General features: G+C 59.9%; 20 protein-coding genes. 1 reads left to right on the top strand and 19 read right to left on the bottom strand.

Going from position 1 to position 17,482, the window contains the following annotated elements:
* Window positions 1-16 precede the first annotated feature (16 nt).
* From ACA041_RS06615 to ACA041_RS06540, 16 genes are all read right to left on the bottom strand, one after another.
* Window positions 17-622, bottom strand: coding sequence for a DUF4823 domain-containing protein (locus ACA041_RS06615; RefSeq protein ID WP_497440397.1), 606 nt, complete (start codon window positions 620-622; stop codon window positions 17-19).
* A gap of 233 nt (window positions 623-855) precedes the next feature.
* Complete coding sequence (locus ACA041_RS06610) at window positions 856-1,824, bottom strand: GTP 3',8-cyclase MoaA (RefSeq protein ID WP_497440396.1); 969 nt, start codon at window positions 1,822-1,824, stop codon at window positions 856-858.
* Window positions 1,825-1,963: 139 nt separating this feature from the next.
* Window positions 1,964-2,602, bottom strand: coding sequence for a TetR/AcrR family transcriptional regulator (locus tag ACA041_RS06605; RefSeq protein ID WP_123364802.1), 639 nt, complete (start codon window positions 2,600-2,602; stop codon window positions 1,964-1,966).
* 385 nt (window positions 2,603-2,987) lie between these two features.
* Window positions 2,988-3,776 carry a TatD family hydrolase gene (locus tag ACA041_RS06600; protein WP_497440395.1) on the bottom strand — a complete coding sequence of 263 codons (789 nt, stop codon included), beginning with the start codon at window positions 3,774-3,776 and terminating at the stop codon, window positions 2,988-2,990.
* Between the two features lie 14 nt (window positions 3,777-3,790).
* On the bottom strand, window positions 3,791-4,147 hold the full coding sequence (locus tag ACA041_RS06595) for a PilZ domain-containing protein (RefSeq protein ID WP_497440394.1): 357 nt from the start codon (window positions 4,145-4,147) through the stop codon (window positions 3,791-3,793).
* Window positions 4,148-4,189: 42 nt separating this feature from the next.
* Window positions 4,190-5,176, bottom strand: coding sequence for a DNA polymerase III subunit delta' (locus ACA041_RS06590; protein WP_497440393.1), 987 nt, complete (start codon window positions 5,174-5,176; stop codon window positions 4,190-4,192).
* Window positions 5,169-5,801 (bottom strand): dTMP kinase, encoded by a 633-nt coding sequence (gene tmk, locus ACA041_RS06585; RefSeq protein WP_497440392.1) that lies wholly within the window; start codon window positions 5,799-5,801, stop codon window positions 5,169-5,171. Before tmk ends, ACA041_RS06590 begins: the two co-directional genes overlap by 8 nt.
* A 19-nt stretch (window positions 5,802-5,820) precedes the next feature.
* Window positions 5,821-7,146, bottom strand: coding sequence for an endolytic transglycosylase MltG (gene mltG, locus ACA041_RS06580; protein WP_497440391.1), 1,326 nt, complete (start codon window positions 7,144-7,146; stop codon window positions 5,821-5,823).
* A 3-nt stretch (window positions 7,147-7,149) separates the two neighbouring features.
* A complete protein-coding gene (pabC, locus tag ACA041_RS06575) occupies window positions 7,150-7,965 on the bottom strand; it encodes an aminodeoxychorismate lyase (protein ID WP_497440390.1) in 816 nt (271 codons plus the stop codon).
* The gene (fabF, locus tag ACA041_RS06570) at window positions 7,965-9,209 is read right to left on the bottom strand and encodes a beta-ketoacyl-ACP synthase II (RefSeq protein ID WP_339500977.1); all 1,245 of its coding nucleotides are present in this window, start codon (window positions 9,207-9,209) and stop codon (window positions 7,965-7,967) included. The genes pabC and fabF overlap by 1 nt, the downstream gene beginning before the upstream one ends.
* Before the next feature lie 108 nt (window positions 9,210-9,317).
* Entirely contained in the window at window positions 9,318-9,554 is a 237-nt protein-coding gene (gene acpP, locus ACA041_RS06565) for an acyl carrier protein (RefSeq protein ID WP_003175607.1), read from the bottom strand.
* 191 nt (window positions 9,555-9,745) lie between these two features.
* Complete coding sequence (fabG, locus tag ACA041_RS06560) at window positions 9,746-10,489, bottom strand: 3-oxoacyl-ACP reductase FabG (RefSeq protein WP_008014356.1); 744 nt, start codon at window positions 10,487-10,489, stop codon at window positions 9,746-9,748.
* Window positions 10,490-10,505: 16 nt separating this feature from the next.
* A complete protein-coding gene (gene fabD, locus ACA041_RS06555) occupies window positions 10,506-11,444 on the bottom strand; it encodes an ACP S-malonyltransferase (RefSeq protein WP_497440389.1) in 939 nt (312 codons plus the stop codon).
* A 125-nt stretch (window positions 11,445-11,569) separates the two neighbouring features.
* Window positions 11,570-12,580, bottom strand: coding sequence for a phosphate acyltransferase PlsX (plsX, locus tag ACA041_RS06550; RefSeq protein ID WP_497440388.1), 1,011 nt, complete (start codon window positions 12,578-12,580; stop codon window positions 11,570-11,572).
* A gap of 4 nt (window positions 12,581-12,584) precedes the next feature.
* Window positions 12,585-12,767: a 50S ribosomal protein L32 gene (gene rpmF, locus ACA041_RS06545; protein ID WP_008152339.1), complete on the bottom strand. Its 183-nt coding sequence runs from the start codon at window positions 12,765-12,767 to the stop codon at window positions 12,585-12,587.
* A gap of 13 nt (window positions 12,768-12,780) precedes the next feature.
* Entirely contained in the window at window positions 12,781-13,308 is a 528-nt protein-coding gene (locus ACA041_RS06540) for a YceD family protein (RefSeq protein WP_004371317.1), read from the bottom strand.
* A 105-nt stretch (window positions 13,309-13,413) separates the two neighbouring features.
* On the opposite strand from ACA041_RS06540, the gene ACA041_RS06535 reads away from it, so the two are divergent.
* Complete coding sequence (locus tag ACA041_RS06535) at window positions 13,414-13,992, top strand: Maf family protein (RefSeq protein ID WP_497440387.1); 579 nt, start codon at window positions 13,414-13,416, stop codon at window positions 13,990-13,992.
* 182 nt (window positions 13,993-14,174) lie between these two features.
* Here the strand turns inward: ACA041_RS06535 and sppA are convergent, their stop codons facing one another.
* Genes sppA through rluC form a run of 3 tightly spaced genes read right to left on the bottom strand, consistent with a single transcriptional unit; the run spans window position 14,175 to window position 16,797 of the window.
* Window positions 14,175-15,164 (bottom strand): signal peptide peptidase SppA, encoded by a 990-nt coding sequence (gene sppA, locus ACA041_RS06530; RefSeq protein WP_497440386.1) that lies wholly within the window; start codon window positions 15,162-15,164, stop codon window positions 14,175-14,177.
* A 24-nt stretch (window positions 15,165-15,188) separates the two neighbouring features.
* Entirely contained in the window at window positions 15,189-15,848 is a 660-nt protein-coding gene (locus tag ACA041_RS06525) for an HAD-IA family hydrolase (RefSeq protein ID WP_497440385.1), read from the bottom strand.
* Complete coding sequence (gene rluC / locus ACA041_RS06520) at window positions 15,835-16,797, bottom strand: 23S rRNA pseudouridine(955/2504/2580) synthase RluC (RefSeq protein ID WP_150744418.1); 963 nt, start codon at window positions 16,795-16,797, stop codon at window positions 15,835-15,837. The genes ACA041_RS06525 and rluC overlap by 14 nt, the downstream gene beginning before the upstream one ends.
* Window positions 16,798-17,482 lie beyond the last annotated feature (685 nt).

Here is a 17,482-nt window from a genome sequence, read left to right as displayed (position 1 = left end):
CGTTCTCCTTTTTGGGTTACTGGTCGCTGAGCCCCAGCAAGCTGCGAGCATATTGCTCCAGCGGCGGGCCCATCAGGTCTTCCGGCTTTTTATCGTGGAATGTCAGTAAACCGCCACGACTCTTGATACGTGCAGTATCAATCAAATACTGGGTGTTGGTCTCGATCAACATGATCTGAATCACGCCGCTGTCGATACCGAGTCGATCCACGGCTTCCTGGTCGAGCCATTCATCCGAGTTGCCGATACGGTCGTCGGCCTTGGCGAAGCGGGTATAGAGCAGGTAATGCGCACCGGCGGCACGGGCTTCGCCCATGGCCTGGTCGAGGCCTTGCGGCAGGCGAGCGCGGCGCACCATCGGGAAATATTCGATAAACCCTTCGAAGGCGACTTCGGCAATCACGTTGGGTCGTGGATAGGCGCTGCCCGGCGGGGCGAAAGCGCCCTGGGCGATGTAGACGAAGGAGTCCGGCTGAATGCGCAGATTGTTCGCGCGGTGGCTGTCGCTATGGTCAAGCAGCCCCGCGTCACTCATGTGGTAGCGAGTGCCTTCGGCCATGTCGCTGACATTCATGCAGCCGCCAAGCGCCAAAACGGCCAGCAGCAAAACCAGGCTACGCATCCTTCCCTCCAGAGGCCGGTGACGGAAAACCGGCGAATGGGCAGAGGATGCAGCTTCCGCGCCAGTCCTTGAGACCGTGAATAATTAGAGTTTGGAATACAGTTCTGTGGCGAGGGAGCTTGCTCCCGCTCGGCGGCGCAGCCGTCGTAAATCTGGAAGAATGCGTTGCGTCTGATAGTTTGGGGCCGCTTCGCGACCCAGCGGGAGCAAGCTCCCTCGCCACAAGGGCCCGATCAGCCGCCAATAATCTTCATGATGGTCGCGCCACCGGAGAACGCCACTTCCTGCTTGTCGCCCAAGGCTTTCACCAGCAAGCGCTGCAAGGCCGGCAATGCCTGATGCCGAGGTTTGTCGAGCAAGTCACCGACATAGTGGCGATTGCTCGACGACAAGCAGCCATGCAACCAGCCAGTGGACGACAGACGCAACCGTGAGCAGGTGCGGCAAAACGGCACGCTTTCGTTGGCAATCACGCCGAAATGACCCTGCCCCGGAATCTGGTAACGCACTGCCGTGGCGTCGACGGGCGCATCGGCCTGCAGGTATTCATAGCGCTCGCCAATCAGGCCAAGCAACTGCTGAAGACTGACGAACTGCTGCAGAAAAGCATTGGAGTCACTGGCCAGATGGCCCATGCGCATCAGCTCGATGAAACGCAGCTCATAGCCGCGTTCCAGGCAGTAATCGAGCAGCGGCATCACCTGATCGAGGTTCTGCCCGCGCAGCGGCACCATGTTGACCTTGATTTTCATACCGGCTGCGCTGGCCTGGTCCATGCCGTCGAGCACGGTCGCCAGATCGCCACCGCGGGCAATACTGCGGAACGCGCCGGCATCCAGGGTATCGAGGGACACGTTGATGCGGCGAATACCGGCGTCCACCAGCAATGGCAGCTTCTTTGCCAGAAGTTGGCCATTGGTGGTCAGGCTGATGTCTTCCAGGCCCATCTGCCCGACAGCCGTCATGAACGCTTCGAGTTTTGGGCTGACCAGGGGTTCACCGCCCGTAATGCGCAAACGCTCGATGCCGGCGGCCTCGATCAGATAGGCCACTCCCCTTGCCATCGCTTCGGCCGACAATTCATCCTGCGCAGCCACCAGCCGCTTGCCGTTGGGCACGCAGTAAGTACAAGCGTAATTGCAGGCTGAGGTCAGGCTGATACGCAGATTGCGAAAGCGCCTGCCTTGACGGTCAACGATCATGGATGACTCCGGCAAAAGGAAATTCGAACCGTTAAAACTTGACTCAGAAATCAAGTTTTAGCAAGCCCTATGCCTGAGTATATTCCTGAGGTACTGCGCCATGTAGCTAAATCATGGCGCAATAAGGCAACTGAATGACTCAGCTGCCTGGGGTGTCGGTATCTCGCTTGCGCTTGTTGCCCATGCGCACGCCAATGTCCATCAGGAACTGGAAGAAACCTTCCTGATCTTCCAGCACATTGCTCCAGAACGGCGAGTGATACAGCGCCACGGCACCGTGCACCAGCGCCCAGGACGCGCAGTAATGGAAGTAAGGCGGTACGTCTTCGAGTTTGCCTTCGCTGATCCGGCCCTTGATCAGCAAGGTCAGGCGTTCGAAGTTCGAGGCGCGGATCTTGTGCAGCTCCTCGACCATTTCCGGCACCTGGTTGCCCTTGACCACTTTTTCTTCCAGGCGGTCGAACAGCCGATAGCGTTGCGGATCGCGCATGCGGAATTCGAAATAGGCCCGGGACAGTGCCTCCTTGTCCTTGTCGACGTCGGCCGAATGCAACAGCTCGTTCAGATCGCGCTCGTAATCGAGCATCAGGCGCAGATAGATCTCCGCCTTGGACTTGAAGTGCTTGTAGATCGTGCCTTTGCCGATACCGACGGCATCAGCAATCATCTCGACGGTGACACTGTCTTCACCTTGGTCGAGGAACAGCTTGAGCGCGGTATCGAGAATTTCTTGCTCGCGGCGACGAAACTCACGGACCTTACGAGGTTCTTTATGCATAAGAAAAGGTCTGTAGGGGTCAAAATTCGAAGCCGCGTATTATGCCTAACTTGCGCCAAAATGCACGGATCATCCGACCATATCTGTGTTTCATGATGATTTCACGCAGATCGCCAGTTGATGAGAACGCTTCCGAAGCGGGCGTATTCCAAAATTGTTTAAAAACCCGACCGGCTAAACTGGACTCGGCGCGATACTGATCAATACTTCAACTGTCGGCGGGGCATCTCCCCCAAGTGTCGCGCCGATATAGGTACCAACGGACCGCGTACCTTTGTTTTACTCCTAATGGTCTTAACCCGGATTCCCCCCCCAGAACCCGGGTTTTTTTTGCCTGCGATTTAACCTGATGGCGCAAGCCTTTCCGCGAACGCGACTTCGAACCCTAAACTGCTTTCACATGCGCCAACGGGAATAACCGCTTGAAGTTTTCCGTGGTCTGCTCGGCAAATCGTTCATAGGACTCACCGCGCAACATCGCCAGAAACTCTGCCACTTCCCGCACATACTGCGGCAGGTTCGGTTTGCCACGATAGGGAATCGGCGCCAGGTACGGTGAATCGGTTTCCACCAGCAAGCGATCGGCGGGCACCTTACTGGCCACGTCGCGCAATGCGTCGGCATTGCGGAAAGTGACAATCCCGGACAAGGAAATGTAATAGCCCATGTCCAGCGCAGCTTTCGCCATGTCCCAGTCTTCAGTGAAGCAGTGCAGGACGCCGGCCTGGGGCAGCGCCGCTTCGCGCAACAGACTCAAGGTGTCGGCGCGGGCCCCCCGGGTGTGGATGATCACCGGTTTGCCGGTCTGCTGCGCCGCCTGCAGGTGCAGGCGAAACGACGCCTGCTGCAACTCGGCCGCTTCCGGCTCGTAGTGATAATCCAGGCCGGTTTCACCGATCGCCACCACTCGCGGGTGGTTCAGCTCCTGCAGCAACCACTCCAGCGCTGGCGCCGCACCGGGTTGCACATCCAGCGGATGCACGCCCACCGAACAATCGACGTCAGCGTAGCGCTCGGCCAGGGCTTTGACGTCGGCAGCATTTTCGACACTGACGCCGATACACAGGAAGTGACCGACCCCGCGTTGACGGGCTGCATCGAGTGCAGCATCCAGCGAACCATCGTGGGCGGCAAGGTCGAGGCGATCGAGATGACAATGGGAATCTACGAGCATAAAAGGGCAGCAACTTACATCGTATGGGTGGGACGGTCGGACTTCAGGGCTCCGGCCAGATGGGTTTCTATTCGACTGCGCGCGGTATCGTCGCCTTCGTTGAACTGCACACCAACCCCCGCGGCTCGATTGCCCTGGGCGCCTTTGGGGGTGATCCAGGTGACCTTGCCGGCGACCGGGATTTTTTCCGCATCGTCCATCAGGTTCAGCAGCATGAACACCTCATCGCCCAACTTGTAGCCTTTATTGGTCGGGATAAACAGGCCGCCGTTCTTGATAAACGGCATGTAAGCCGCGTACAGCACGGACTTGTCCTTGATCGTCAGGGACAAAATGCCGTTGCGCGGCCCCGGATTGACGGCTTCATTCATGCTCACCTCCACTGCTGATGCCCAGAGTCTAGGCGCGAACGGTCACTTCTGGCCAGGCAAGGACGCCCATTGCACCAGCAGCGCCTCTAACAACAGCGCCGGATTCAGGTTGGCTTTACTCATCACTTTCTGACGCTGGGCGAGAATCCAGTCCTGGATGGCGAGCACTTTGTCCTGCGCGGATTTCTGCGCCAGGTATTGAATGACCTTGCGCATGTCCGTCAGGCCGAGGCCTTCTTCATCCTGGGTCAACTGATAGCGCAGGATCAGGCTCGACCAGTCGCAGAACCAGTCGAACAACTGCAACTGCGCAATGGTTTTCCATTCCTCGGCGAGCTGGGTCGGCGATTGCTGCTGCTTGAGCAGTTTCTTCACGCCCTCGACCACCAGCGCCCGCTGATCGCGCACACCCCGGGCCTGCAACTTGACCGCGGCCAATGGCGAACCGGCAGCGAGTGTCAGCAACTCGACGCGTTCCTCTGGCGTGCACTCCGGCAACGCCTGCGCCAACCAGGCCAGGCTCATCGCCTCGCTGGGCAGCGGACACGCCTGCTGCTGGCAGCGGCTCTTGATGGTCGGCAACAAACGACTGGTCTGGTGGCTGACCAACAGCAACACGGTGTCGCCGGACGGCTCTTCAAGACTTTTGAGCAAGGCGTTGGCGGCGTTGACGTTCATCGACTCGGCCGGCTCGATCAGCACCACCTTGCGTCCGCCCATTTGCGCGGTCTGGACCACGAAGCTGACCAGTTCGCGAACCTGATCGACCTTGATCGCCTTGTCGGCTTCTTCCGGTTCCAGGATGTAGTTGTCGGGGTGGCTGCCGGCCTTGAGCAACAGACAGGATTTGCATTCGCCGCACGCGTCCTGCGCGGTCGGACGCTGGCACAGCAAACTGGCCATCAAGCGCTCGGCCAGCGCGCGCTTGCCGACCCCGGCCGGGCCATGCAGCAGATAGGCGTGAGCATGCTGCTTGCGACCGGCCAACTGCTGCCAGAGGCTGTCCTGCCACGGATACGCTTCAGCCACGACTCAACTCCAGCAGACGTGGAAGCAAGGCATCCAGTGCCAGCTGAACCTGCGCCAGCGGCTGGGCGGCATCGACCAGGACATAACGCGCCGGCTGCGCTTGAGCACGCTTGAGGAAGGCACTGCGCACCGCATCGAAAAATGTCCGGCCTTCAAGTTCGAAGCGATCCAGGCGACCGCGAGCGCTGGCACGCGCCAGGCCCACTTCAACCGGCAGATCGAAAATCAGTGTCAGGTCCGGACGCAGGTCGCCCTGGACAAAGGTTTCCAGGGTCGCGATGCGCTCCAGCGACAAACCGCGACCGCCGCCCTGATAGGCATAGGTCGAATCGGTAAAGCGATCACACAGGACCACGGCACCACGGGCCAGTGCCGGGCGAATCACCTCGGCCAGATGCTGGGCTCGCGCGGCAAACACCAACAGCAACTCGGTATCGGGGTTCATGACTTCATCGACAGGCGCCAGCAATACCTCGCGGATCCGCTCGGCCAGAGGCGTACCCCCCGGCTCGCGGGTCAGCAGCACCTCGATACCGGCGGCGCGCAGGCGCTCGGCCAGGTATTCGCGGTTGGTGCTCTTGCCGGCCCCTTCCGGGCCTTCCAGGGTAATAAACAAGCCAGTCACAGGCAGTCCTTAGTCAGAATCATTGCGGGCTTTGCGGCGCGGTCGCATCCGGTTCGGGCACGGCAGCGGGTTCTTGGGCAGGTTGCGGCGAAGGTTCTGGCACCGGCTCCGGTGGCGGCTCCGATTGTAACTCCGGTGGCGGCTCCGATTGTGACTCCTGTAGCGGCTCCTCGGCAGGCGCTTGCGGCTCGGCTGGCGTCGCCTGGGCTGGCTCTTGCGGCGGCACTGGCGGCAAAGCCTCAGGGGCCAGGTTGGGCGAAGCCGCCGGAATCGGCATCTGCTCGTCCAACGCCTGCGGCGCAGTCGCAGTCGCGGGCCCCGGGCTGGAGCGATAATCGGCGCGGCGCTTGAGCTGGAATTCACGCACCGCGTTGTTGTGGGCATCCAGATCATCGGAGAACACGTGGCTGCCATCGCCCCGGGCAACGAAATAGAGGCTGTTGCCCGCCACCGGATTGAGCGCTGCATGGATCGCTTCACGACCGACCATGGCAATCGGAGTCGGCGGCAACCCGGAAATCATATAGGTGTTGTAGGGGGTCGCTTCCTTGAGATGGGCACGGGTCAATTTGCCGTTGTAACGCTCACCGAGGCCGTAGATCACCGTCGGATCGGTCTGCAACAGCATGCCCATTTCCATGCGCCGCACAAACACCCCGGCGATCTGCCCGCGCTCCTGCGGCACACCGGTTTCCTTTTCCACCAGCGAAGCCATGATCAGCGCCTGATAGGGTTCGGTGTAGGGCACGTCAGCCGAGCGCTGCCCCCATTCCTTGGCGAGGACTTCATCCAGGCGGTCGTAGGCTTTCTTCAGCAGCTCGACATCGCTCATGCCACGCACGTAGCGATAAGTGTCGGGGAAGAATCGACCTTCGGGGAAAACCCCGCGATGACCGAGTTTCTCCATGATCTGGCTATCGCTCAAACCTTCGAGGGTCTGTTCGAGTTTCTGCTCCTTGGCCAATGCAGCGCGAACCTGATGGAAATTCCAGCCTTCGACCAGTGTCAGGCTGTACTGAACGATATCCCCGCGCTTCCACAACTCGATCAGCCCTTTGACCGTCATGCCGGGCTGCATGCGGTATTCGCCCTTGTGCAAGGGTTGCCGGGCGAGATTGAAGCGCCAGTAGACGCGCAGCCAGAAAGCGTCCTTGATGACGCCATCGGCTTCAAGCCGATAGAAGGTGCGGGTCGGCGTGGTGCCTTTGGGCACCTCCAGCAATTCTTCCTGGGTGATATTCAGCGGCTGTTCCAGCGCTGAATGGATTTTCCAGGCGGAGGCGCCCAGACACAGCCCCGCCAGAACCAATCCGGTTTCCAGCAGCAGCAGAAATTTACGTCTCACGAATCAAGCATCCAGTAGCGCACGGGCAATGGTTTGCAGTTTACGGGTGAGCGGCCCAACCGGCCAGCTCAGTGCTGCGTAGGCGCGCACCGGCCAAACGCCATACACACTGTTGCAGACGAAGACTTCATCGGCCCACTGCAGCTGATCCAGGCTGATGTCGGTGACTTGCGTGGGGATCCCCGATGACTCGGCTTGAAACAATAATTCCGCACGCATCACGCCGGCCACGCCGCAGCGCTTGAGATCGGCCGTGATCAATACCCCGTCGCGCACCAGGAACAGGTTGCTGAACACGCCTTCGATCACTCGCCCGGCCTGGTCGAGCATCAAGCCTTCGGCGTGATCGGTGTCCTGCCACTCGGAACGGGCGATGACCTGCTCGAGACGGTTCAGGTGTTTGAGGCCGGCCAGCAGTGGCTGTCTGGAGAGCCGCGTCGCGCAGGGGAACATTCGAATGCCCTGCTCCGCATTGGCAGCCGGATAAATCGCCGGGGGATTACTTAGCATGATGCGCCGCGCCTGGGCCGAAGGATCGGGCGCATAACCGCGCGCGCTTTCGCCCCGGGTGACCATCAGCTTGAGGACGCCTTCGCCCAACGCCTGAGCATAGGCCTGTAACTCAGTGCATAGGGCCGCATGGTCGAGATTGATTGCCAGGCGCTGGCAACCCTTGACCAGACGCACCAGATGCCGATCCAGCAGCACCGCAGCGCCGTTGTGCACGGCAATGGTCTCGAACAGACCATCGCCGTAAGCCAGGCCGCGATCCTTCAGCGACAAAGCGTCAGCCGGCTGACCGTCGACCCAGCTGTCCATCAGTCAGCGAACCGGCGGAACACCAGCGAGCCGTTGGTGCCGCCAAAGCCGAAGGAGTTGGACAGCACCACATCGATCTCCATGTTGCGCGCGGTGTGGGGCACGAAGTCGAGATCGCAGCCTTCATCCGGCTCATCGAGGTTGATGGTCGGCGGGGCCACCTGGCTGTTGATCGACAGCACGCTGAAGATCGCCTCGACCGCGCCCGCTGCACCCAGCAAGTGACCGGTCATGGACTTGGTCGAACTGACCGCCAGCTTGTACGCGTGATCGCCGAACACCGACTTGATCGCACAGGCTTCGGCAAGGTCGCCGGCCGACGTCGAGGTGCCATGGGCATTGATGTACTGGACCTGGTCGCTGTTGATCTTCGCGTCGCGCAAGGCATTGGTGATGCAACGCGCAGCACCTGCACCATCTGCTGGCGGCGAAGTCATGTGGTAGGCATCGCCACTGGTGCCGAAGCCGATCAGCTCGGCGTAGATGGTCGCGCCGCGAGCCTTGGCGTGCTCCAGCTCTTCCAGAACCAGTGCACCGGCGCCATCGGACAATACGAAGCCATCACGGCCCTTGTCCCATGGACGGCTGGCGCGGGTCGGCTCGTCGTTGCGGGTCGACAGCGCACGCGAGGCACCGAAGCCGCCCATGCCCAGACCGCAGGCCGCCATCTCGGCGCCGCCGGCAATCATCACGTCGGCTTCGTCGTACATGATGTTGCGAGCCGCCATGCCGATGCAGTGCGTACCGGTGGTGCACGCAGTGGCGATGGCGTAGTTGGGTCCCTGTGCGCCCAGGTGGATGGACAGGAAACCGGAAATCATATTGATGATCGAGCCAGGCACGAAAAACGGAGAAATCCGTCGCGGGCCGGATTCATGCAGGGTGCGACTGGTTTCTTCGATATTGGTCAGACCGCCAATACCCGAACCCATGGCCACGCCGATACGCTCGCGGTTGGCGTCGGTGACTTCCAGGCCGGCGTTACGAACAGCCTGAAAACCTGCGGCCAGACCGTACTGGATGAACAGGTCAAGTTTGCGGGCTTCCTTGACCGACAGGTATTCCTCGACATTGAAGCCCTTTACCGAGCCGCCAAAACGGGTGGAATAGGCAGAAAGGTCGGTGTGTTCGATCAGACCAATGCCACTGCGGCCAGCCAGAATGCCCTGCCAGCTGCTCGGCACATCCGTGCCCAGTGGCGACAACATACCCATACCGGTGACTACGACGCGTCTACGCGACACAGCACTCTCCTTTTTCAAATGACGACTTTGCATCAGGCCTAAAGAAAAAACCGCACGCCGTGATGGCAGTGCGGTTTTTCCATGACAGCAAGCAACGATTACAAACTATTACGCCTGGTGGCTGGTAACGTAGTCGATTGCAGCTTGTACGGTAGTGATCTTCTCAGCTTCTTCGTCAGGGATTTCGGTCTCGAATTCCTCTTCCAGAGCCATCACCAGCTCAACGGTGTCAAGGGAGTCAGCACCCAGGTCTTCAACGAAGGAAGCAGTGTTGACCACTTCTTCTTCTTTAACGCCCAGTTGCTCGGCAACGATTTTCTTGACGCGCTCTTCGATGGTGCTCATACCTTGTTTTCACTCCTAATGGACAAATTCAGGCAGCTGGCCAGTGGGTAAGTGTATAGAAAGACTTTTCAGTTTTTCAACTGAAAGCTTCACTCCTCAAACCCGGCGGCCCTCTGCCTATAAATAGATTGCAGCTTTATAACGGATTTTAGACAGCTCGTATGACATTTTTTTGAAACGATCCGTCACATTTAACTCATGTACATCCCGCCGTTCACCGGGATTGTAGCCCCAGTAACGTAAGCCGCACCGTCGGATGCAAGAAAAGCGACCACAGACGCGATCTCTTGAGCTTGTCCCAGACGGCCCAGCGGAATCTGCGTCTGCAAGGCTTCACGCTGCGCCTCGGGCAGTTCGCGGGTCATATCGGTGTCGATGAACCCTGGGGCCACCGAGTTTACCGTAATCGAACGCGAGCCGACTTCACGCGCCAGTGCACGGCTGAAACCTTCCAGACCGGCCTTGGCGGCAGCGTAGTTTACTTGGCCTGCGTTGCCCATGGCACCCACAACCGAGCCAATACTGATAATTCGTCCCCAACGGGCTTTGGTCATACCGCGCAAAACGCCCTTGGACAGGCGGAACAGACTGTTCAGGTTGGTGTCGACGACGTCATGCCATTCGTCATCTTTCATGCGCATCATCAGATTATCGCGGGTGATACCGGCATTGTTGACCAGGATCGCCGGCGCACCGAACTGCTCCTGGATGCTCGCCAGCACCGCTGCGACGGATTCGTCGCTGGTGACATTGAGTTCCAGGCCAGTGCCTTGAATACCGTTTTCCTTCAGGGTCGCGGCGATGCGCTCGGCACCCGAGGCGGAGGTCGCGGTACCGATAACGATAGCACCCTGACGACCCAGTTCCAGGGCGATAGCCTGGCCGATACCGCGGCTCGCACCGGTGACCAGTGCAACTTTACCTTGCAGACTCATGCAAGCTTCTCCTGATTCAGGCCAGCGCTGCACGGGCGGCAGCGAAAGCGTCTGGGGTATTGAGGTTGGATGTCGATACGCCTTCGGCGCAGCGTTTGTTCAGACCGGCCAGCACTTTGCCCGGACCGCATTCGACCAGTTGGGTCGCGCCTTTGGCCGCCAGCGCCTGGACCGATTCGACCCAGCGCACGGGCTTGTAGAGCTGCTCAAGCAGATCGCGCTTGAGGGTTTCCAGATCGGCCGGCACACCGGCACTGACATTTTGTACCACAGGAATCTGTGGTTCCTGCCAGTCGATCGCAGCGATCGATTCGGCGAAACGCTCGGCCGCCGGACGCATCAGCTCGCAATGAGATGGCACGCTGACCGGCAATGGCATGGCGCGCTTGGCACCACGGGCCTTGCAGCCTTCGATGGCGCGCTCGACCGCCGCCTTGGCACCGGCAATGACCACCTGGCCCGGGGAATTGAAATTGACCGCGCTGACCACTTCGCCTTGAGCAGCTTCGGCACAGGCCGCCAGCACATCGGCATCTTCCAGGCCGAGGATTGCGGCCATGCCGCCCTGCCCGGCCGGAACGGCTTCCTGCATCAACTGACCACGGCGCTCGACCAGCTTCACAGCGTCGCCCAGGCTCAGGCTGCCTGCCGCCACCAGGGCGCTGTATTCGCCCAGGCTGTGACCGGCGACATAGGCCGGACGCGCGCCGCCTTCGGCCAGCCACAGACGCCACAAGGCGATCGAGGCGGTCAGAATGGCCGGCTGGGTTTTATCGGTTTGATTGAGTTGCTCTTCCGGCCCCTGCTGGGTCAGCGCCCACAGGTCGTAACCCAAGGCGTCAGAAGCTTCTTTGAAGGTATCGAGGACAACCGGATGTTGCGCGCCCAACTCGGCCAGCATGCCGAGGGACTGCGAACCCTGTCCAGGAAAGACGAATGCGAGGGATGCAGACATGTAACAAGCCCCTAATGATCTTGTCGCCGAAGAATTGGCGTCCCGCCCGGGGACGCAAGAAAACTGACAATTGGATAGCCAATTGAACTGAGCGGTCACATTTAAGCATTGTCCGACGAAAACGCCTAAAGCAACAAATCCTCCAGACGACCGTGAATCCGTTCCGGCAGGTTTTCCTGAATCTCGATCAAGGCGCGCGAGATTGCGCTTTGAAAACCCTGGACCCCTGCAGAACCGTGACTTTTCACCACAATTCCCTGCAAACCCAGGAAACTGGCACCGTTATGCCGCGCAGGCGCCAGCTCGGCTTGCAGGCGCTTCATCAGCGGCAGCGCCATGGCCCCGACTACTTTTGATGCAAGGTTTTTCTTGAACAGGGCTTCGATGCGCCCGGCAATCATGGTCGCCAGGCCTTCGCTGGACTTGAGCAGGATATTGCCGACAAATCCGTCACACACCACCACATCCGCCTCGCCGCGGTACAGACCGTCGCCCTCGACGAAACCGATGTAGTTGATGCCGCGGGCACTCTGCAACAAGGTTGCCGCCAGCTTGACCTGCTGATTACCCTTGATGTCTTCGGTACCGATGTTCAGCAAGGCGACCCGAGGCCGAACGACACCCAGGGCTTGCGCCGCGACCGACCCCATCACCGCAAACTGCAACAGATGCTCGGCACTGCAATCGACGTTGGCGCCCAGGTCGAGCAACTGGCAGAAACCCTTCTGCGTCGGAATCGCCGCGACCATGGCCGGTCGATCGATGCCTGGCAGGGTCTTGAGCACAAATCGCGACAACGCCATCAGTGCCCCGGTGTTGCCGGCACTGACGCAGGCCTGGACCTTGCCATCGCGCAGCAGCTCCAGCGCCACGCGCATCGACGAATCGGGCTTGCCACGCAAGGCCTGGGCCGGCTTTTCATCCATGGTGATGACTTCGGACGCTGGCGCAATCGACAGGCGCGCGCGATCCACAGCCGATTGGCTGGCGATCAGTTCTTCAAGGAGTGAGGGTTGACCGACGAGGGTCAGGTGCAACGAGGGCGTAGCTTTCAGACAAGCAAGGCTGGCCTGAACAATGCTGCGGGGACCGAAGTCCCCGCCCATTGCGTCAATCGCGATGACTTGAGCAGACAAGTGATTACTCGTCAGCGCCCTTGTCGATCACTTTACGGCCACGGTATACGCCTTCTGGCGATACGTGGTGACGCAGGTGAATTTCACCGGTGGTTTTTTCTACAGACAGAGTGCTTGCCGTCAGGGCGTCGTGCGAACGACGCATGTCACGGGCAGAGCGGGATTTTTTGTTCTGCTGAACAGCCATAATTGATTAACTCCTAAACGTTTGGGTCACGCTTTAACTGCGCCAATACACTGAACGGGTTGGACCGCGTTACCTCGTCCTCGCTCGGTTCGGGCTCATCGAGACCCGCCGGCTGCTGGCATTCTTCCGGATGATGAGCAGGCACAATGGGCAAGGCGAGCAGAAGCTCCTCCTCGATCAGTGACTGCAGATCCAATGGATCTTCGCCCAGTTCCAGCACGTCATAACCTTTCGGCAACGACTGGGTATTCGCACCCTCCTTCACCACAGCATAACTGCATTCGCTGTGGATCGGCAGGGTGACCAGCTCAAGACAACGCTGGCAAACCATTTTGACTTCGGTGTCGATAAAGCTGTGGATTACCACAGACTTACGTTCATCTCGCTCAAAAACGAATTTAGCCTGCACCGTACCGACAGTATCGGAAAGCGGGTCGCAGAGTCTCTCCAAATCGGCCAGCAGCAGTTCACCTTGAAGGGTGGTGCCACGGTCAGCCAATTTGCGCGGGTCAACGTGAGGTGGAATCGGGTCATTCAACATAGGCGCAGCATTATAGGGATGCCCCCGGGCATGTCAAAGGAAATTCAGCCCTGTCCGTCACTTGGTAGCCTCGTTAGAATTCGCACCTGCCTTCTGGAGATGCGCATGCTGCCTTTATTACTCGCTTCAAGCTCGGTTTATCGCCGGGAGTTGCTGGCCCGCCTGCAGCTGCCGTTCACCTGCAGCTCACCGGATATCGACGAAAGCCATCGCCCGGGGGAGTCCGCCATCGAGCTGGTAAAACGCCTCGCCGAGGCCAAGGCCCGCGCACTGGCCGCTAGCCATAACGCTCACCTGATCATCGGCTCCGACCAGGTCGCCGTGCTGGGCGAGCGGATCATCGGCAAGCCCCACACCTTCGAAAAGGCTCGTGAGCAGCTATTGGCCGCAAGCGGCGCCAGCGTCACCTTCCTGACCGGCGTCGCCCTGCTGAATAGTCAGACTGGCGACTGCCAAGTCGACTGCGTGCCGTTCACCGTACACATGCGCACACTCGACACCGCGCGCATCGAACGCTACCTGCGCGCTGAAGAGCCCTACGACTGCGCTGGCAGCTTCAAGGCCGAAGGTTTGGGGGTGAGCCTGTTTCAAAGCACCGAAGGCCCTGACGCCACCAGCCTGATCGGCCTGCCGTTGATTCGACTGATCGATATGCTGTGGGCGCAAGGCGTGCAAATCCCCTGAAAAAACCGGCCTGCAGCCAGGGCAACTGTAGGAGCGAGCTTGCTCGCGAAAAAACCAGGGACGCCGCTGGGCATCTGGCTTTACGCGTTATCGTTCACGACCTTCGTCGGAACGCCGCCCGGAGCAAGCTCGCCCCTACAGGCAACTGGATTCATGCCGGTTTTTTTCAGCCTGCCAGAGAATCAGCGTAGCGAAGGCCCCTGAAACCCCATCCACATCGCCAAATGCTCGGCCACGCTGGCACCCAGCTTCTTCGAGAAGCGATCGAATGGCGATTCCTGGACAGTGAAGTCCACCAGCTCTTTCTCGCCGATCACGTCGCGCGCCACGGAACTGGCGCTACCCAGGCCATCGATCAGCCCCAGCGGCAACGCCTGCTCGCCAGACCAGACCAGGCCGGAGAACAACTCCGGATGCTCCTTGTCCTTGAGCCGATCGCCCCGCCCCTTCTTGACGCTGTTGATGAACTGCTGATGAGTGGTATCGAGCACGCCTTGCCAGAACTGCGTTTCTTCAGGCTTTTGCGGCTGGAACGGATCAAGGAACGATTTGTGCTCGCCCGAGGTGTAGGTGCGCCGCTCGACGCCCAGCTTTTCCATGGTGCCGACAAAGCCATAACCGGCCGCCGTCACCCCGATGGAGCCCACCAGACTCGCCTTGTCGGCATAGATCTGATCGGCTGCGCTGGCGATGTAGTAGGCGCCGGAAGCCCCCAGATCCGAGATCACCGCATAAACCCGGGTATCCGGATGCAGAGCGCGCAAACGGCGGATCTCGTCATAGACGTAACCCGACTGCACCGGACTGCCACCCGGACTGTTGATACGCAGGATGACGCCCTTGACCTTTTCATCCTCAAAGGCGGCACGCAGGCTGCCGACGATGTTGTCGGCGCTGGCGGGCTCCTTGTCGGCAATCATGCCGGTAATATTGATCAGCGCGGTGTAGTTGCCACTGCGGGCCGCGGCTTTTTCCATGTCCATCAGCGGCGAGAACAGGAGCAGCGCGCCAATCAGGTACACAAAGGTCAGCAGCTTGAAGAAGATGCCCCAGCGACGGGACCGGCGCTGCTCCTGCACGCTGGCCAGCAGGGTCTTTTCCAGCAGCTTCCAGCTTTTCTCGTCACCGCTCTGCGCGCCCGGCTCGGCGGGCGCTTTCCATTCGTCGGTCATGCCATGTACCCCAGCAAAAACGGTTTAAGCCTGGCTCAGCCAGGCATGCAATTCTGAAAAACGGTCGATCGCCAGGCGTGGCTCGAACAGCTTCAGCGCCTCGATCGATTGAGCACCATAGCTGACGGCAACCGAATCCATGCCGGCGTTGCGCGCCATCTGCAGGTCAAAGGACGAATCGCCCACCATCAGCGCCTGCTCCGGGCGGACGCCGCAATGCGCGACGATCTGCTCCAGCATCAGAGGATGGGGTTTGCTGGCAGTTTCATCGGCGGCCCGGGTGATGTCGAAATAATCTTCCCAGCCGTGAGACTTCAGCACCCGATCCAGCCCGCGGCGGGCCTTGCCGGTGGCAATCGCCAGGTGATACCCGTCGGCGCGAAACGCTTGCATCGACTCGACCACGCCCTCGAACAATGGCGAGGGCACGGCTTCGGAGGCGATGTAGTGATCGGCATAGTGCTGACGGAAGGCGACCAGTTCGTCGTCACCGATGTGCGGATACAACGTACGGATCGCTTCCGGCAAGCCCAGGCCGATGATGCCCTTGACGGCAAAATCATCGCGCAACTCAAACCCGGATCGCTCGGAGGCCACGTGCATCGACTCGACAATCCGACCAATGGAGTCGGCGAGCGTGCCATCCCAGTCGAAAATCAGCAGCTTGTAATCAGATGGGTGCACTCAGGCGCTCCACGGTCTTGGCCCACATTTCGTCGACCGGTGCCTGCAATTTCAGCTCGCCACCGTCAGGTAGCGGCACGGTCAGCAGGTAGGCGTGCAGGAACAGGCGTTTGCCGCCCAGATCACGGATCTCTTTGCTGAAGCCCTCGTCGCCGTATTTGGTGTCGCCGGCGATGCAATGCCCGGCGTGCAGGGTATGCACGCGGATCTGGTGGGTGCGGCCGGTGATCGGCTTGGCCTCGACCAGGGTGGCAAAGTCGCCGAAGCGGCGCAGGACCTTGAACACGGTCACAGACTCCTTGCCCTCCTCCTCGTCGACCTCGACCATGCGTTCGCCGGAGCGCAGATTGCTCTTGCCGAGCGACGCCCGGACTTGCTTGATCGAGGCCGCCCAGTTACCGCGAACCAGCGCCATGTAGCGCTTGTCGACACCATCGCCGCGCAAGGCAGCGTGCAAGTGGCGCAACATGCTGCGCTTCTTGGCGATCATCAACAGGCCGGAGGTATCACGGTCGAGACGGTGAACCAGTTCGAGCTCCTTGCAATCGGGACGCAACTGACGAAAGGCTTCGATCACCCCGTAAGTCAAGCCGCTGCCGCCGTGAACCGCGATGCCGCAAGGCTTGTTGATCACGATCAGCGCCTTGTCTTCAAAGACAATCGAGGCTTCAAGGCGCTGCAGCAGGCCCTGGGCCAGCGGCACGGGCTCGTCGCGCTCAGGCACACGTACCGGCGGCACGCGCACGATATCGCCCGCCTGCAGCTTGTATTCGGGCTTGATCCGTCCCTTGTTCACCCGCACTTCGCCCTTGCGCAAAATGCGGTAAATCAAGGTCTTGGGCACGCCTTTGAGCCGAGCGAGAAGGAAATTATCAATACGTTGGCCGGCATATTCCGGCGAGACCTCGAGCAGTTGTACCGCTGGGGTCGAAGGGGCAGTAGTCGTCATGCCGCGATGATAACAATTTTTTATGGAATTGAAGCACTTAATCATTGCTGCTATAGTCGCGAACGCCGCCAAAAGTGGCCTGGACAGCGGACCAACGGTCAAAAACCGGCCCTGACCATCGCAATTCACGAGGACGAGAGGCCGTCCTACGGGGCTTTTGCTACGTAACGGTAGAGTTTGCAGTTGTAACAAGCGCAGGTGACATGAGGCCTGAATCATGCCGCAAAGCAGAGTTTTCACTCGCCTTGCGAGCAAATATTCACGGCCAGTTCACAAAGTGCAGTCAGCTACGAACGACCCCGAGCGAACGCTTCGGAAACAACGCCTAAATTAGCCATGATGCGTGACCTCCCCCTTCGGAGCTCACGGTAAATGCCAACCCGCTGCGGATTCTGCGCGCGGCAGCACCCGAATTATCAGGGATACGTGTAGGGTGGAGATGCACAACCGCTGGACTGTGTAGCACTAGGCTTTATCAAGACGCTTCATCTCGTCCACAGCCGCCGGTTGATTCCTCCTCCTGACTGAGTGCTTAAGTAGCCACAGCAAGCAGGACGCGTACGTCGCGATGAAGGCCCACATTGGCCGGACTTCGCTGGACACGGGAATGGCCAACCATTCCCGACGCACCTGACACCGACCGTGAGAAGTCGTGTGTGCCGAACGCCGTTTCCGGCAGCCCGGA

The sequence above is a fragment of the Pseudomonas sp. LBUM1676 genome (genome assembly GCF_059695605.1).
The sequence above is the reverse complement of the archived record's forward strand: the minus strand, read 5'-3'. Positions and strand labels throughout refer to the sequence as shown.

What these genes read in the sequence shown, in the direction of transcription:
- ACA041_RS06615 (WP_497440397.1), bottom strand. Translation starts at nt 622, where the DNA reads ATGCGTAGCCTGGTTTTGCTGCTGGCCGTTTTGGCGCTTGGCGGCTGC.
- ACA041_RS06605 (WP_123364802.1), bottom strand. Translation starts at nt 2,602, where the DNA reads ATGCATAAAGAACCTCGTAAGGTCCGTGAGTTTCGTCGCCGCGAGCAA.
- pabC (WP_497440390.1), bottom strand. Translation starts at nt 7,965, where the DNA reads ATGGACAGCTGGGTCGACGGTCAGCCGGCTGACGCTTTGTCGCTGAAG.
- ACA041_RS06595 (WP_497440394.1), bottom strand. Translation starts at nt 4,147, where the DNA reads ATGAATGAAGCCGTCAATCCGGGGCCGCGCAACGGCATTTTGTCCCTG.
- ACA041_RS06540 (WP_004371317.1), bottom strand. Translation starts at nt 13,308, where the DNA reads ATGTTGAATGACCCGATTCCACCTCACGTTGACCCGCGCAAATTGGCT.
- sppA (WP_497440386.1), bottom strand. Translation starts at nt 15,164, where the DNA reads ATGACCGACGAATGGAAAGCGCCCGCCGAGCCGGGCGCGCAGAGCGGT.
- rluC (WP_150744418.1), bottom strand. Translation starts at nt 16,797, where the DNA reads ATGACGACTACTGCCCCTTCGACCCCAGCGGTACAACTGCTCGAGGTC.
- acpP (WP_003175607.1), bottom strand. Translation starts at nt 9,554, where the DNA reads ATGAGCACCATCGAAGAGCGCGTCAAGAAAATCGTTGCCGAGCAACTG.
- rpmF (WP_008152339.1), bottom strand. Translation starts at nt 12,767, where the DNA reads ATGGCTGTTCAGCAGAACAAAAAATCCCGCTCTGCCCGTGACATGCGT.
- ACA041_RS06600 (WP_497440395.1), bottom strand. Translation starts at nt 3,776, where the DNA reads ATGCTCGTAGATTCCCATTGTCATCTCGATCGCCTCGACCTTGCCGCC.
- ACA041_RS06535 (WP_497440387.1), top strand. Translation starts at nt 13,414, where the DNA reads ATGCTGCCTTTATTACTCGCTTCAAGCTCGGTTTATCGCCGGGAGTTG.
- fabG (WP_008014356.1), bottom strand. Translation starts at nt 10,489, where the DNA reads ATGAGTCTGCAAGGTAAAGTTGCACTGGTCACCGGTGCGAGCCGCGGT.
- fabD (WP_497440389.1), bottom strand. Translation starts at nt 11,444, where the DNA reads ATGTCTGCATCCCTCGCATTCGTCTTTCCTGGACAGGGTTCGCAGTCC.
- ACA041_RS06610 (WP_497440396.1), bottom strand. Translation starts at nt 1,824, where the DNA reads ATGATCGTTGACCGTCAAGGCAGGCGCTTTCGCAATCTGCGTATCAGC.